29 protein-coding genes are annotated in these 14,548 nt (G+C 25.1%); all 29 read right to left on the bottom strand.

Annotated features, from left to right (window positions below; translation table 11 throughout):
- A complete protein-coding gene (locus ACFHWD_RS03420) occupies positions 1–189 on the bottom strand; it encodes a hypothetical protein (protein ID WP_378060381.1) in 189 nt (62 codons plus the stop codon).
- A gap of 144 nt (positions 190–333) precedes the next feature.
- The gene (locus tag ACFHWD_RS03425; RefSeq protein ID WP_378060383.1) at positions 334–567 is read right to left on the bottom strand and encodes a hypothetical protein; all 234 of its coding nucleotides are present in this window, start codon (positions 565–567) and stop codon (positions 334–336) included.
- The gene (locus ACFHWD_RS03430) at positions 560–823 is read right to left on the bottom strand and encodes a hypothetical protein (protein ID WP_378060385.1); all 264 of its coding nucleotides are present in this window, start codon (positions 821–823) and stop codon (positions 560–562) included. Before ACFHWD_RS03430 ends, ACFHWD_RS03425 begins: the two co-directional genes overlap by 8 nt.
- The gene (locus tag ACFHWD_RS03435) at positions 816–1,193 is read right to left on the bottom strand and encodes a YopX family protein (protein WP_378060387.1); all 378 of its coding nucleotides are present in this window, start codon (positions 1,191–1,193) and stop codon (positions 816–818) included. Before ACFHWD_RS03435 ends, ACFHWD_RS03430 begins: the two co-directional genes overlap by 8 nt.
- Positions 1,194–1,682 (bottom strand): YopX family protein, encoded by a 489-nt coding sequence (locus tag ACFHWD_RS03440; protein ID WP_378060389.1) that lies wholly within the window; start codon positions 1,680–1,682, stop codon positions 1,194–1,196.
- 106 nt (positions 1,683–1,788) lie between these two features.
- On the bottom strand, positions 1,789–2,688 hold the full coding sequence (locus ACFHWD_RS03445; protein WP_378060391.1) for a hypothetical protein: 900 nt from the start codon (positions 2,686–2,688) through the stop codon (positions 1,789–1,791).
- Positions 2,681–4,654: an NAD-dependent DNA ligase LigA gene (gene ligA, locus ACFHWD_RS03450; RefSeq protein ID WP_378060394.1), complete on the bottom strand. Its 1,974-nt coding sequence runs from the start codon at positions 4,652–4,654 to the stop codon at positions 2,681–2,683. Before ligA ends, ACFHWD_RS03445 begins: the two co-directional genes overlap by 8 nt.
- On the bottom strand, positions 4,655–4,969 hold the full coding sequence (locus ACFHWD_RS03455; RefSeq protein ID WP_378060396.1) for a hypothetical protein: 315 nt from the start codon (positions 4,967–4,969) through the stop codon (positions 4,655–4,657). It abuts the gene before it with no gap.
- Between the two features lie 5 nt (positions 4,970–4,974).
- Positions 4,975–5,175, bottom strand: coding sequence for an IDEAL domain-containing protein (locus ACFHWD_RS03460; protein WP_378060398.1), 201 nt, complete (start codon positions 5,173–5,175; stop codon positions 4,975–4,977).
- A gap of 117 nt (positions 5,176–5,292) precedes the next feature.
- Entirely contained in the window at positions 5,293–6,525 is a 1,233-nt protein-coding gene (locus ACFHWD_RS03465) for an RNA-guided endonuclease InsQ/TnpB family protein (protein ID WP_378060400.1), read from the bottom strand.
- Positions 6,526–6,570: 45 nt separating this feature from the next.
- Positions 6,571–7,134 carry a hypothetical protein gene (locus ACFHWD_RS03470; RefSeq protein ID WP_378060402.1) on the bottom strand — a complete coding sequence of 188 codons (564 nt, stop codon included), beginning with the start codon at positions 7,132–7,134 and terminating at the stop codon, positions 6,571–6,573.
- A gap of 146 nt (positions 7,135–7,280) precedes the next feature.
- On the bottom strand, positions 7,281–7,436 hold the full coding sequence (locus tag ACFHWD_RS03475) for a hypothetical protein (RefSeq protein ID WP_378060404.1): 156 nt from the start codon (positions 7,434–7,436) through the stop codon (positions 7,281–7,283).
- 513 nt (positions 7,437–7,949) lie between these two features.
- A complete protein-coding gene (locus ACFHWD_RS03480; protein ID WP_378060406.1) occupies positions 7,950–8,198 on the bottom strand; it encodes a hypothetical protein in 249 nt (82 codons plus the stop codon).
- Positions 8,195–8,395, bottom strand: a complete 201-nt coding sequence (locus ACFHWD_RS03485) for a hypothetical protein (protein WP_378060408.1) — start codon at positions 8,393–8,395, stop codon at positions 8,195–8,197. The genes ACFHWD_RS03480 and ACFHWD_RS03485 overlap by 4 nt, the downstream gene beginning before the upstream one ends.
- The gene (locus ACFHWD_RS03490; RefSeq protein ID WP_378060410.1) at positions 8,388–8,837 is read right to left on the bottom strand and encodes a hypothetical protein; all 450 of its coding nucleotides are present in this window, start codon (positions 8,835–8,837) and stop codon (positions 8,388–8,390) included. Before ACFHWD_RS03490 ends, ACFHWD_RS03485 begins: the two co-directional genes overlap by 8 nt.
- Before the next feature lie 17 nt (positions 8,838–8,854).
- The gene (locus ACFHWD_RS03495; RefSeq protein WP_378060412.1) at positions 8,855–9,262 is read right to left on the bottom strand and encodes a hypothetical protein; all 408 of its coding nucleotides are present in this window, start codon (positions 9,260–9,262) and stop codon (positions 8,855–8,857) included.
- A gap of 20 nt (positions 9,263–9,282) precedes the next feature.
- The gene (locus ACFHWD_RS03500; protein WP_378060414.1) at positions 9,283–9,483 is read right to left on the bottom strand and encodes a hypothetical protein; all 201 of its coding nucleotides are present in this window, start codon (positions 9,481–9,483) and stop codon (positions 9,283–9,285) included.
- Positions 9,473–9,745 (bottom strand): DUF433 domain-containing protein, encoded by a 273-nt coding sequence (locus ACFHWD_RS03505; RefSeq protein ID WP_378060416.1) that lies wholly within the window; start codon positions 9,743–9,745, stop codon positions 9,473–9,475. Before ACFHWD_RS03505 ends, ACFHWD_RS03500 begins: the two co-directional genes overlap by 11 nt.
- On the bottom strand, positions 9,742–9,906 hold the full coding sequence (locus tag ACFHWD_RS03510; RefSeq protein WP_378060418.1) for a hypothetical protein: 165 nt from the start codon (positions 9,904–9,906) through the stop codon (positions 9,742–9,744). The genes ACFHWD_RS03505 and ACFHWD_RS03510 overlap by 4 nt, the downstream gene beginning before the upstream one ends.
- Before the next feature lie 59 nt (positions 9,907–9,965).
- A complete protein-coding gene (locus ACFHWD_RS03515; RefSeq protein ID WP_378060420.1) occupies positions 9,966–10,475 on the bottom strand; it encodes a hypothetical protein in 510 nt (169 codons plus the stop codon).
- A 224-nt stretch (positions 10,476–10,699) separates the two neighbouring features.
- A complete protein-coding gene (locus ACFHWD_RS03520; RefSeq protein WP_378060422.1) occupies positions 10,700–11,065 on the bottom strand; it encodes a hypothetical protein in 366 nt (121 codons plus the stop codon).
- 3 nt (positions 11,066–11,068) lie between these two features.
- A complete protein-coding gene (locus ACFHWD_RS03525) occupies positions 11,069–11,410 on the bottom strand; it encodes a hypothetical protein (protein ID WP_378060424.1) in 342 nt (113 codons plus the stop codon).
- A 1-nt stretch (position 11,411) separates the two neighbouring features.
- Positions 11,412–11,576, bottom strand: coding sequence for a hypothetical protein (locus ACFHWD_RS03530; RefSeq protein WP_378060426.1), 165 nt, complete (start codon positions 11,574–11,576; stop codon positions 11,412–11,414).
- Between the two features lie 167 nt (positions 11,577–11,743).
- A complete protein-coding gene (locus ACFHWD_RS03535) occupies positions 11,744–12,388 on the bottom strand; it encodes a hypothetical protein (protein ID WP_378060428.1) in 645 nt (214 codons plus the stop codon).
- On the bottom strand, positions 12,381–13,061 hold the full coding sequence (locus tag ACFHWD_RS03540; RefSeq protein ID WP_378060430.1) for a type II toxin-antitoxin system PemK/MazF family toxin: 681 nt from the start codon (positions 13,059–13,061) through the stop codon (positions 12,381–12,383). Before ACFHWD_RS03540 ends, ACFHWD_RS03535 begins: the two co-directional genes overlap by 8 nt.
- Positions 13,062–13,261: 200 nt before the next feature.
- On the bottom strand, positions 13,262–13,498 hold the full coding sequence (locus ACFHWD_RS03545) for a hypothetical protein (protein WP_378060432.1): 237 nt from the start codon (positions 13,496–13,498) through the stop codon (positions 13,262–13,264).
- Positions 13,491–13,820 (bottom strand): hypothetical protein, encoded by a 330-nt coding sequence (locus tag ACFHWD_RS03550; RefSeq protein ID WP_378060434.1) that lies wholly within the window; start codon positions 13,818–13,820, stop codon positions 13,491–13,493. Before ACFHWD_RS03550 ends, ACFHWD_RS03545 begins: the two co-directional genes overlap by 8 nt.
- A 155-nt stretch (positions 13,821–13,975) precedes the next feature.
- The gene (locus ACFHWD_RS03555; protein WP_378060436.1) at positions 13,976–14,218 is read right to left on the bottom strand and encodes a hypothetical protein; all 243 of its coding nucleotides are present in this window, start codon (positions 14,216–14,218) and stop codon (positions 13,976–13,978) included.
- Positions 14,219–14,240: 22 nt separating this feature from the next.
- Positions 14,241–14,546, bottom strand: a complete 306-nt coding sequence (locus tag ACFHWD_RS03560) for a hypothetical protein (RefSeq protein ID WP_378060438.1) — start codon at positions 14,544–14,546, stop codon at positions 14,241–14,243.
- Positions 14,547–14,548 lie beyond the last annotated feature (2 nt).

The raw sequence follows: 14,548 nt of genomic DNA on the forward strand, positions 1-14,548 counted from the left end.
TCAAACTTCTATCGTCCCGTTATAATCATACGTAATAGATTGTATACAAGATAAATTTCTCATAAAGTCTATAGAATTTTTAGTTTCTACAATGTATAAATTCATTAAATCACTTTTAAATATTATCTTACAAAACATTCTTAATTTATTATCTTCTCCAGATTTGACTTTTACTAAAAATCTATTCATTTTATTTCTCCTCTTAATAAATTTTTAAACGCTATATTTTTTCCGGTATCAAGATTCCTAAAAAACTTGATATTTCCTTTCTCATCTTCCTTAAGTATTTTAAAACCCTTATCAGATATCATATACTCAGTAGAATCAGGTTTTTCAATTCTTATTATTACCTTTATCTCCTTCTTCCTGAATACATATTAATCTTCTATCCTCATATATATTTTTATTATTACTTGTACCTACAATTTTAGGTTCTAATTGTTTAATTTGTTCTTCAGTCAACTTTATTTTCGCAATTCTCCTTGTTACTGGTATATCTTCTCCTGTATACTGACAAATATAACAGTCCCAATTATTTATAAACTCCACATACAAATATTTATCCATTTATTTTCTCCAACCTTCTTCCACACATGGGACAATATTTAATTTCTACTGAACCATCACTATTATAATCATCATGAACTGTACAATTTATATAAAATTTAGCATTATATCTATTGTCATATTTGCTACAATCTATTTTGCCGATATAGATACAAATAGCACAATCATCTCTATCATCAAATAAAAAATCACCTCTTAATATTTTTCTTTTGCCAAAAGGTTCTCTTCTTAATCTAAAATCACAGTATCTACACATTTCGATTATCCTCCAGTAAGTCTTTATTCCTGTATATATTTCCAATAATCTCACCCTTTATAAAATGTAACCACGTGTCACCATAAGGGCTATGTCCTATTAATTTCCCATAGAAACCACTGTCTCTGTATTCTACTTCATATTTTTTACTAACAAATTTACCTGTTAAAGGATTTAAATATCCTCCTTCAACAATATCTCCCTCATATATCTCTACACCATTCTTATCTTTTAGCCCCGTATACTCCATCACCTCATAAACTTGTGGGTATTTCAAAATCAAATCGAATGAATCCACGCAATTATTAATTGCATCTGTATACATTGTTTTGCTTACTTTATCCCATGCTCTAAACTTTATATCACGCATTTACTCGCCTTCCTTCAAAATTTCTGGGTTTTCATAGATATTACCTATAACTTCTAATTGCCTATATCCATTCTCTTCACGTTTATCCCAATGCCATAAAGGGAAATTAAGTCCTTCCGTTAGGACTCCTCCTTTAATTACTTTGGCATCAAATTTGTAATATCCTGACCATATAATCTGTAATATCTCTCCTGTTTCCATACCATCTTCGTATAGTTCTTTACATATATCTCCTTCATATATCTCTCTGCCATTCTTATCTCTCAAGCCTGTATATTCTCCTACTGTCTCTGGAATAATCTCAATATCAACATAATGATCCCCATATGGCATTCTTATATAAGATACATATTCAAATGATTGCTCATCATCTATTTCTTCAACATCTTTATAATAATATCCATATACCCATGTATTTTTCTTGATACCAATAATACCAAATTGTTCATAATCACATATTGCTCTCCCTCTAAATTTACATTCTCTCATATGTACTCCTTCTATTTAATTTCTTCTGTATCAACTTCTATATCCTCGTCTTCACTTATCACATTAATATTAATATCTTTAGTTATTGATTTTCCATCCTATTATTTTATGATATTTTAACAGCATTATTTCCACTTTCTTTCGCATATCTAACAGGAATATTTACTATGCCTTTTTTCTTAAATATAAGATATCTTATATATCCATCTGTCAATAACATATACTCCTTACCATCAACATTTTTCTTTTGAACTACAACTGGTTTATCCAAACATTTATGTTCATTAAAATAATTTCTATACTTATTAATTTTATATTTTTGAGGTTTAGTATTTTTAAAACTCTTAGAAATATGGATATCTCTTAGATTCAATATATCTTCAGTATTATTAGGTACTTTAAAATAGTATCCTAACAATCCAATTTCTTTTACTAGTTTCCTATGAGTATAGCTTGTATCAACAATTATACATGTTAATGGCTTCTTTAATTCTCTAGCAAGCAACAACCATTTTAAGCCCATTACTAAAGCATATTTATCATTATTTATTGGTCTTATGACTATCCTTTTATCTATAATATCCTTATCTTTGAACTTCTCAATTACTTTAGTTAAACTAATATGTCCCTTTCCTTTAATATGTAATTCTTCTACGATAACTATTTGTTCCTCATTAATCTTTTGAACAACTTGCGTAGATTTCCAATTTAATAATCTTTTGTTATTAATATTTATAACTGTCATATTCATTTGATATTCTCCTCCATCCATTCTTTTTTTTATATAATCATAAAAATCTTTTGTTATTATTTTTTCAGAAGAACCCCCTTTAATTAGTTTTATATAGTCTAATTGACACAATTCATTAATTACTACTTCTATATTAGGATTAGTCATATCGACATCTACTATTTTTATCTGTTCCTGTGATGCCCCATTTTTTACTCTATTAATTAAATATTTCTTTATTTTATCTTCTAATCTCCACTTTGTAATATTATCCATTTTTTTCTCTTCCAATCATATTGTTAAATTGTTCTTCTGTAATAATAGGAATATTTAATTCTTTTGCCTTTTTATTTTTACCTGTAGTTGATGTTATATCATTATTTATCAAACAATTTGTTTTCTTACTAACTGAACCTGTTACTTTACCATTAAGATTTTCAATTAAAGATTTAAATTCATTCCTGTTTTTAAAACTATGAACATCTCCTGTTATCACAAAAGTCATTCCTGTTAAATCTTTCAAATTATTATTCATTCCTTTTTTTTCATTAAACTCAATATATTTAAATAATTCCTGTAATATATCTTGATTATCTTTGTCATTAAACCAATTATATATAGAGTTCGCTACAATTTCCCCTATGTCTTTTATATCTAATAAATCATTTATTTTAGCATTTAAAATATAATTAACTTCATTACCAAAATATTTTGTTAAATCTTTTGCAGTAGACAATCCCACATTTGGAATTCCTAAAGCAAATATAAAATTAGCCAGATTACAATTTTTTGAATTATTAATAGATTTTATTAGTTTATTATAAGATTTTTCTCCAAATCCTTCTAAATTAATAATTTGATTTTTATATTGCTCTAATTTATATATATCAGGTAAATCTTTTAAAAATCCTAAATTAATAAATTTTTCAATTGACTTCTCTGATAGTCCAACTATATTCATAGCGTCCCTTGAAACAAAATGACTAAATTGTGCTACTTGCTTAGATGGACATTTATTATTAATACAATATAAAACATTAGCCGTTTTTAGCAATCTAATTTCTGTTTTGGCACCACAAATAGGACATTTATCAGGAATTACTTCTGTATTACTTTTAGTATCATTTCCAACAACTTTGGGTATAACTTGATTCGCACGAATTACATGAATATTATCATCTCTACCTAGTTGTAAGGCTTTAAAATAATCAATATTGTGTAATGTGGCTCGTGTTATAACTGCTCCATCTATTTCAATAGGTTTAAATACAGCTACAGGATTAATCATAGAAGTCCTTGATACCTGCCATTCTGTTCTTATATATTTAGTAATATATTCTTCATCTGTAAATTTAAAAGCAAGTTTACTAAGTGGATGATGAGCAGTATTACCCAAACTATTAGCATAGTCTAAATCATTATATGCAACTACAACACCATCTATAGGAAATCCCTCTTGTTTAGCTCTATTCCTTAACATGTTAATATCTGATTCTAAAGCTTCTCTAACAACATATCTCTTACTTATATAATTAATAATTTGAAAACCTAAACTTTCAAGAAACTTAAGTTGCTCTCTCATAGTTTTAAATTCTTTCCCTTCACATTCTATAAGACTAAAAACATAAAATCTAACATTTCTTTTATTACATATCTTTGAATTTAATTGTCTTATAGATCCTGCAACCAAATTTCTACTATTTGAATATTGCTCACCTGGAGGCAACTCACTATTAATCTTTTCAAAGTCTTTATCAAGAATGACTGCTTCACCTGACAATTTTAAATACCCTTTGAAATTTATATGTAAAGGAATATTTTTAAATGTTTTAGCATTAAAAGTATCAATATCTCCAATATAACCATTACCCCTAGTACTAGATTGTTGCAGTTCTCCATCATCATATATAAGTTCATGAGTTAATCCGTCACCCTTATACATTAATATAATACGTTTATTCCCTACAAAATTACTAAATTCATTAATATCTTTAGTTTTATTTAAAGATAAAAGAGGTATAGTATGTGTGATTTTTTCTAATTTGCTTTTAACTTCAAATCCAACATTAATAGTAGGTGATGTAGTCATTATAAAATTTGTTTCTTTCTCTAACTGCTGTAATTCATTGTATAACTTATCAAATTCTATGTCTGACATAATAGGTCTATCTGTATTATAATAAGCATCAGATGCTTTATTTAACAATTCTACGAGTTCCTTTATTCTATTGATTTTGTTCATTTAATCCACCTCCACTAAAATTTTGTCTTTTAATAATTTTCTAACCATTTTATCATATTCTCTTTTAACTTTATTAGCAACTTTAGCATTTTTATTCATAGATAGTAACCATTCATAATCATATGGTTGACACCACCACTCATCCAGTACATCAATTTCAATATAATTATAATTTGATTTTAACACATCTAAATTAAAACTTATGTCTCCTTTATATAAATCCTTACAATAATACCAATGCCCATTACTAAAATCAGTGAATCCATAATCCCTTAATTCCTGTTCCGTTATGGTTGGATTTAGTTTGTATTGCATATGTATCACCTCTTATTATTTATTAATTTTTTATATTTACTTGTATATTCATTAAACATCTCTTTATTATGTATATCTAATGCTAAATCTATCATTGCTTTTAAATCATCAATTTTAGCCTTACTGACACCTTCTATAGCTTTTTTTAGTGCAGTCTTAAATTCATTAGTATCCCATCCGAAAAAATGAAAATCTAAATCATTCATAATTAGAACCCCTTTTCAATTTATTAATTTTATTATATCACTATTTATTTATTTTGTATAGAAAAAATTAATAAAATTCTTCTTCTATTGACTTTTTACAAAGTTATTTATAATTATTTATGCAACCAATTTCACTACATCTATAACTATAGGGGTCAGACATCCCTCTATTCCATAGCCATACTTTATAGCATCTGAAAATACCTTTTTCATTATCTGTAAACTCCCATTTACATCACTATTTATTAATATCCCCTTATTTGATTGAAATAAACCTCTTACTATTCTTCTATTTTTATTATAATTCTCTTTTATCGGTAACTCATTATCCAAAAATGATGTACCACTCGTATATGATTCTTTACTCTCTATAACTTTAATATTATTATCTTCACCTTTATATTGTAGCATTTGTATAAATAATTCATATGGTATTCCTATAAAGTGCTGATTTACCTTATCTCTTAATACACTTTCTTGCTTCCATCCATCATTTTTCCCTATAACTATTGTATCAACATTATTTTTAATACAATAATCAATAACATATTTACTTGCATGGTGCATGAAATTCTTTATCCTATTGTTCCTTTTTAATGTAATTCTATTTAATTGATTACTCCAATCTTTATTATTTATTTTCTTTAATATAGATTGTATTTTTGCTCGTCTTTTATTATAAAATTGATTTATAGATTTAATTCCTCTGCCATTAATAATAATTGGTTGTTTACCAATATTATTTGTTATAGTTGCAAAATTATTAACGCCTAAATCAATTGATATAATCCTCTTAGATTCTATTTCTACTTTATCATGTATCTCTTTCTCATATACTATTTCTAATACATAAATACACCCTCTAGGAATAAATCTGATTGAAATAATTCTATCTTTATCAGTTAAATGAGTCTTGAATTTATATCCGTTAAATACTTTTAATTTAAACCAAAGATAACCGTTCTCAAAATATATCTGATTATTTTTAAGAAACCAAGGAAATCTACCATCTTTCTTTTTATATTTAGGTAGCTTAGGTCTACCAAGAAATTTATCTGGACTTTTTTTATATTGTTTCATTCCATTAAAAAAAGATTTCCAACATCTATCTAATACTTGCAAAGTACATTGAGAAGCTTGTGACATTAATTGCTTATAAGGTTCTGTAGTCTTTAAATCCTTTGCCATTTGGCTGTATTTAATATAATTATGATTATTAATATATTCTTGACGAATAATATAATTAGCATAATTATAAAGGTTTTTAGAATAAAAACTAAATTGATCGATAATATGCCACATAGGATGATTTTTATTGATTTGTATTTGTTCCGCTCTATTTACTTTCAAAATAAGAATTCACCTCCTTTCAATATGTATTCATAGACCAATATCTTACCACTCTGCCTCAAACTCAATATATTCTCCATTAATAAGTTTTAATTGCAAATGATGATATCCTTCTTCATAATCTTCATCTATTTCCACTATATTATCAAATTTCAGCTTATATCTAAAATCCTTATATTCATTCTCTTCTAATTCTTCATCTTCTTCGTATACTGTCATCCCTCTTAATATGTATGTCCCATCATCTTGTCCTACTATAGAATAATCCTTTATTATGTAGAACTTATCTATGCTTACATCCAAATCATGTTTCTTAAAATCTGCAAAGATTTCTACTAAATTATTTCTTTTTTCTTTAAAATAATACGATTGTCCACTCTTTAATTCAATATAAACATTAATACTATCTATATGCAATTCAGTTATACTGTCATATTTGATTTTAATTATGTTGTCCAAGTTATCAAATAATCCAAAGATTTTAATGTAGTTATCTTCTGTACAGCATTTCATATATTCCAAATTCTCAAATTTAGGATCTAGCTGGTGAACTAAATATGTCCTCTTATCTAAATTTTGTAATTGCTCTTTAATTTTTTTTAACATCATAGTTAAAACATCTCCTATAGTTATATTATCAAGCAAATAATTAATATGTTTTACTTGATGTTTACAGTATATAATTATAGTTTACATATATCAACTATTGTTAACCATTATAAGTTGTCAATATAATAAATTATACTAATATATATTTATTTTTCTTTATTTTCCTCAATATAGCTTGTCAATATAAATCTTACCAAATCAGGTAAAGTTATTCCTTTAGAATCAGCTATCTCTTCTAGTTGTTTTTTAAATTTTGTAGTAACTCTAACTGATAATAAAGCTTTCTGTTTTCTACTGTCCATATATTATTTCCTCCTATAAGATCATATATATTAGTATAACATATTTAACTCAATTTATATTTTTAATTTATACACCTCTTTCATAAGCTCCAACGTCTTTTAAGCACTTATTATTCAATTCATAATTATTTTTCATATTTTTCTGTCAATTCTTTTAAATGACTTAACTCTTTTTTAAGACCATATTCTCTTTTTTTCAGTTCATAATACTCTGCTAAATCATTATCATCGAAAAGATCAGAATTATAACTTAATTCATTATATATTCTACCATTCTCATTTAAGTATTCATGATAATACATATTAAAATAAGCTATAATTATAATCTTATCTGAAGATGCCTCCTTAATAACATAAAAAGCAAGAGGGATGCATTCTTACAAAGGAATCTAATTCTCCCTTACAACAGAATTCTTTCTCTTTTACAAAATCATAAATCACTTCTTTACATTGTCCTTTATAATCTACCACTTGATATCTATTCATGATACTTATTGCACCTACTTATTTATTTTATTCAAAAAATTTTCTTACATTATTTATATCAGTAGTTAATATCCAGATCATAAAAAAATCAAATATAATATTAATTATAGGGATAAAAACATACATTAATGGATGCTGAATATTTTTACTACTATCTGAATCTGAATGCAAAATTCTATCTATTAAAATTGGATCACTTTGAATTTTATATTTACTCCATACAACAATTATCATAGAGAATATTACAGTAATTATATATAATTCTATTCCTATCACTTTAATGCTTCCCTCCTTATTTCTTTAGCCCAATATTCCAAATTATAATGCAATACATAATCTGGATTTAATTTTAATAATTCAATAGAACTAGAATCATTTACAATATTAGTAGCTTTTTCTATTGAACAATTATATTTATCAGAATATATTTGTATTACATAGTCTATTGCTTTATTAATATTATTTTTATTCATACTTAACTTGTATTCCTCCTTTATAAGCTCCGACTTCTTTTAACCACTTATTATTTAATGCTTTACTTCCGCTGACAATATCTTGATCTATCTCATATTCAGTTGCAATTCCTTGAATTTTTTCTTCTATATCCAACATTTGTCCCAAATTGACCATTATTTGTTTTATATCGGTGATAGTACTATTATTGTCCATAGCCTCGATTTGTCTTTGAATATTATAAAACTCTTCTCTTTTACCAAAATTCTTATACTCTGTAATATTTATAGGATGAAATATTTCCTTAATACTATCATTATAACGTTGTTTCTCTTCTGCTGAAAAATATCCTTCTACTTTCTTATCTGTACATTCAGTTATCTTCTTTAACCCATTAAATTTACGTTTTTCACACCAACCATTATTGTTATGTACGCAATCTTTACACAAATAATTTTTCATTTTTCATCTATCCTTTCTTATTTATTTTCAAAAATATGATAACCATAAGCAAATCCAGTATTAAATATATCATTATCTCCAAAATATTTTATTATCTGTTCACCTGTAAAACGTCTAAAATCATCATCTAAATAATCTTTATAGCTATGCCATATATCCCAAAAATTTTCCCATATATTATATTCTACCTTAAATTTTATATCAGAATATTTTTCTTTAATACTATTACAAAACTTATCTATTATATCTCTTTCTTTTTTTCTTTCTATATCTTTTAATTCTATCGGAACATAGTATTTTGCACTTTCTGTTATCCATTGGTCATTCTTATATAAAGTAAAGAATGGATATCCATGCTTATATTGAACAGAATAAACTTTCATATTTTCTTTTATAGTATCTCTTTTATCATATACATAAAACATAAAATTTCATCTCCTTTGGATTAAAATAATCTTTTTATTAATTTTATATCAACATCTCCAATAATTTTATAAAAAATTTTTTGATACCACTTTAATTTATCATATTCAATAATATTAAACATATATCCATACTTTTCTTTTAATTCTTCAACGTTATTTATTGGCATTATTCCTAACGAAGCCAAATAATCTTGATATAATTTATTTGTATCATATTTCATTAACATCAACCTCCATATAAGGTCTATCTAATATATCTATAACATAATCTAAAACTGATGTAACTTGCTGCCTACTTAATTTATAATCTTTCATTATATTTCCTATAGTTAAACCATCTTTTAAACATGATACTATTAATGATACTGGAATCCTAGTCCCTTTAATACAAGGCATACCCGACATCCTTTTTATATCTATCCATATATTTTTATGCTTTTCTACTATTTCGTTTAGATATATATTGCCCTTATCATTCTTCATACTTTTTCTCCTTTGCATATATTATTTTCTAATAAGCCACAACCATCGTTTATATTTTGATTTTGTATCTCCATACTAGGTTTTATTTCCTCCAAATATTTCTTTAAATCAAATTTTATTATTACTCCTTTTAATAATAAAATATTTTCAGTTTGTCTCATGATTAATATCCTCCTTAACTTCAATTAAAAGATTAATTCTAATAAAAAATGATCTATCATTAAATTTCTATTTGTTTAATAACCTCTTTTAATAATTCTTCCATAGAATTAAATTTTCGATTATCATTTGGTTCACATATCATAAAAACAAATGACTCATTCTCAATTTTATCTATCTTTGCTTTAATTTTAGTTAATTGCTCTTTTAACTCTTCTATATTATCAGAAATAATAAAATTGTTGTTAACCTTGTTTTTATTAACGATCAAAATTTTGTATCTTTCATCTATTTTATCTTTTATTTTAATATTTAGAGCCATATGTTCATTAATATATTTACCTATCCCATGAATTTCCAATATTATAGACATATTTTCAAGTTTTACTGTGATATCAGTATCATTATCTTGAACATTAAATTGTTCGTTTTTAAAAAACGATAAAAAATCTTTTTTAGCACATTCTAAATATTTTTCCCTCTGTTTTCGTACGCATTTATCCAAAATATTTTTCTGTTCTGATACCTTTTTCTTTAAGCTCTCCATAGTTTTAAAACTATCTAAATCCATAAATATTCCTCCTTATAAGTATACTTTTATTATACCATATTTTATCTTAATGTTATAATATATGTTATAAAATATTTATTTGTAATTTAATTTATTTATTTCATGTCCATTATATGTTAAACTTATTGTGATACAATTACCATCAGTAAAAATAATATAAATATAATCTAATCTATTTTGAATATCTTTAATTGTTTTACCTACGATTTGATTTACATTCATTACTAATCAGTCCACTTTTCTCTGTACATTTTACAAATTATTTCTCTAGCTATCCTAATACCATTTATCTTAGTATTTTGCCTAAGTTCTTCCATAAAATTTACCTGATTATCAGCCATTAATTTATTTAATTCATCTTGATACTTATCTATATTTTCAGTCAATCTATCTATTATCTTTTGCAAAGTATCTTTATCCAATCCATCCTTATTCAATACTTCACAAGAATAAACTTCATACCCTTGATTCTCTAGGTCTTGTTCTATACAATATCTTATAGTCTCCCCGTCATTTTCAGGTACATCTTCCATTTCTGAAGAAACATCTACTAGCAATTTAGTTCTTACCTCTTTTCCTTCTTCTATCATAGTTTACTTACCCTCTCTTTCATATACTTTATCTAAAAATGGCTGCAAATCTCGTCCAAATTGTTCAAATTCTGCAAATTCACCATCATGCATTTCTGGTTCAGCCATACTTGTATCATAATTTTTATTCTTTTTATAGAAAATCTCAGCGATCTGTTCAAGAAATTGATCTCTTTTATTTTCTTCGATTTCATTAAAAAATGACTTGAAAATATCTGATCTTACGATTTCTTCACAGCTACATTCAGCATCCCATATTACTTTATTTGTATATATTAAATGTTTTACAAATTTATTTAGCTCTGATTTTTTAATTTTTGATATATCAGCATTTATATCTCTCATATCAGTCATCTCCATCTAATATCAATTCTGCATCTCTAATTAAAAATGCTTGTATAACATTAACTCTATAATCTGTTATAAAGTCATACATATCTTCTTCTGTATAAAACCATGCAAAATTTGATTCTCCACAATCTTCATATGTTAATAAATAAGGTTTCTCCATTCAATCATCTCCCAACTATATTGTATCATAATTTAAGTATTTAAATAAATAAAACATGCATTTTATGTCTATTTTTATTAATTATTATTTCACACTATTTATTTATTATAGTCAATATATTTTTATTATTTTTTGAAAACAAGAATAGAATATTAAAAATTCTACCCTTATGCAATCTTTTGATATAGTCCTTGGCAAACCTGAGACTTGATATTAATATCTCCTATATTATTTAACACTTTTTTACCTTTATAACCTTGATTATGTTCAAACAAATACTCTATTAATTCAATATATTTTTGTACTATTAGATTATGATACTTATTACCATCTAAATAATTATTACGTTCCATAATATAAATAATTTGTTGCATGTGATTTGGTCTATCTCTAATCATAGCAACATTAAATAATATATCTGCTCTATTTTTTACATCATTTATATTCTTGTAAAAACAAAGATTTAGTTTATAACTATTAATTGCTTTATTAAACATTCTTATATGGACATAAAAATCAGCCAATTGCTTTATACTTAGATTTAAAAAAGTATCATTTAAACTATATTTTATTGATTTTTTAATATAATATTTACTTAATTTCCAATCTGATAAATTTTTATATGAGATTCCTAAATAAAAATTAACAAAAAACAACTCATCTCTTATATCAATTAAAAATTTCCTTCGTTGTTTTTTTATGATATATAAAAATTTATTACACAAATTAATACATTTATAATAATATTTATTAAAATAATGAATCCTTATAGTATTTTTTATTTCAATATTACTACTCAATCGATTATCCAATTGCCACAACCTCTCTTTGACTTTGACATCTTTCTTTTTTTTGATTTTTATTTATTTTATTTCCTTTATAAAACAAATCAATATTTTTATTAAACCTTTGACAATAACTCTTTAATTCCAATATTAAAGTGTTCATTCCATCTTTAACTGGTTGCACCATAGGATTATCAAATTTATCAATAAACATTCGCATCTCATTTATGTTCTTAACCATTTTTTGCACTTTATAAATATCAAAAATTTCATCATTAAATTTCGAACTAATTGAAAAATAACTAGTTAATCCCATCTGAATTGCCACTGCTTTATCTACTTCGACCATTTGTTTTTCAGTACAATGTCCAATCTTTTCTTTTAAATCATTCTTATTTAAAGTAGTAGTTCCTTCACATAATACTATAGAAGTTTTTAACACTATTTCATTCATTACAACATGTGTAGGTAATGTATTTTTTGTCATACTAGTAGTAACAGGTGCTACAGTAATAACAGGAGATCTTCTATTGCAAGTATCATTACTAACTATTATACAAGGACGTATTCCTCCCTGTATATGACCTCTTTTTTCACCAAAATCAGCCCAGAAAACATCTCCTCGTGTTACAAAATCTTTTACATTTACACTATTTTTATATGCATAATTCATCAACTGTTCTTTAAAAGTTTTATCCATTCACTTATCACCCTTCCTAATTTTATTTATTAATATTTTATATTATATAAATTTTAATAATAAAAATTAATAAAACTATATTATCTATGTATTATTGATTATACTCTAATATGTCCTATATGTCAACATAATTTTATTAATTTTTAAATAAAATTAGGAAGTTTGTTACGAATTTAATTCTTTCTAATAAAGTGATGATTCTATTTATTTTTTATTAATTTTGTATATTCCTCTTCATCATGAATCTGATCTAGCCAGTATGACAATTTCATTCTGTTATGGCAAGATGGACATTTTGGAGATATCAAAGTATTCCTTTTTACATCAATGTCAATTACATCTACTTCTTTATTACATATTGGACATACCCACTCACAATCTCTATCACTATTTAATGTATGAGTACCTAACTCATCTTTTATATTAATATTAAACATTTTTCGCTTCTTTCAAACAAAATGAAATATAAATATTATCACCTTCATACCAACATATTTCTATAATATTCTTTTTTAATAATAAATCAGAGGTTGAATCTGCCGATCCAATCATATTCATAGTTCTATCAAGCATATACCATGTACAATATCCTGCTTCATTATGCATTGAACCCAAATATTGTCTAATAATGATAGGAAAAACATCTACTCCAATTTCTTTTTTTATTTTAGCTGCTAACTTTAGACTCCTTTTGGTTATTAAAAATTGTCTCTTTTTAGTTATGTTTAAGCTATTAATATAATCTATTACTTTACCCATTCTGGTATATTATATTTAGTTTTAATTTCTTCCAATAAATCATTATTTCTTATATAAAAGAAGTCTGGATCTACTATTTTCTTAAATAAATAATAATACTTATTTATCATTACAATACTTACCTACTTTCTCGTTCACAACTTAAAATCTCCCTTTTATTCACATATTATGTTAATAATTTTATTACATATTTCTAAATATTTTTCTTCGCAAAGACGCTTCCCATCTTCCAAACTCTTGCAATTAAATTCAAATAAATCATCACATTTTTTACCATTAATAATCCACCTATAAAAACATTTTTCAGTATTTGTAGTAGGCTCTATATATCTTATACCGCATATAAATCTAATTCCAAACACACCTTTTAATCTAACATCTGCACGATATTCATTCATGTATTTCCGCCATTTTAATTCTTTAAATTGCATTATTATTTTTACCTTTCTGTAAATTTTCTCTTACCCATTTTACACCGACTCTTAGACAATCTTGTATGTGATTAAAAGACTTAGAATATATACTTTCACCATTTTCCATATTTATTATATCTAAAGTATATGTTACCAGAGGTATTTCTCCCGCATTAACTTCATCTTTGTGACCATTATCATATTGATTTATAGGCATATACTCTATACTATATCCCTGCTCGGCTATTTTTTCTACTTCTTCTAATATATTTTTAATACTCATCGAAGGTAATATATTCTCATACCTAAACACAA

This window comes from Clostridium sp. MT-14, assembly GCF_042436595.1.
Classification (GTDB): domain Bacteria; phylum Bacillota; class Clostridia; order Clostridiales; family Clostridiaceae; genus Clostridium_B; species Clostridium_B aromativorans.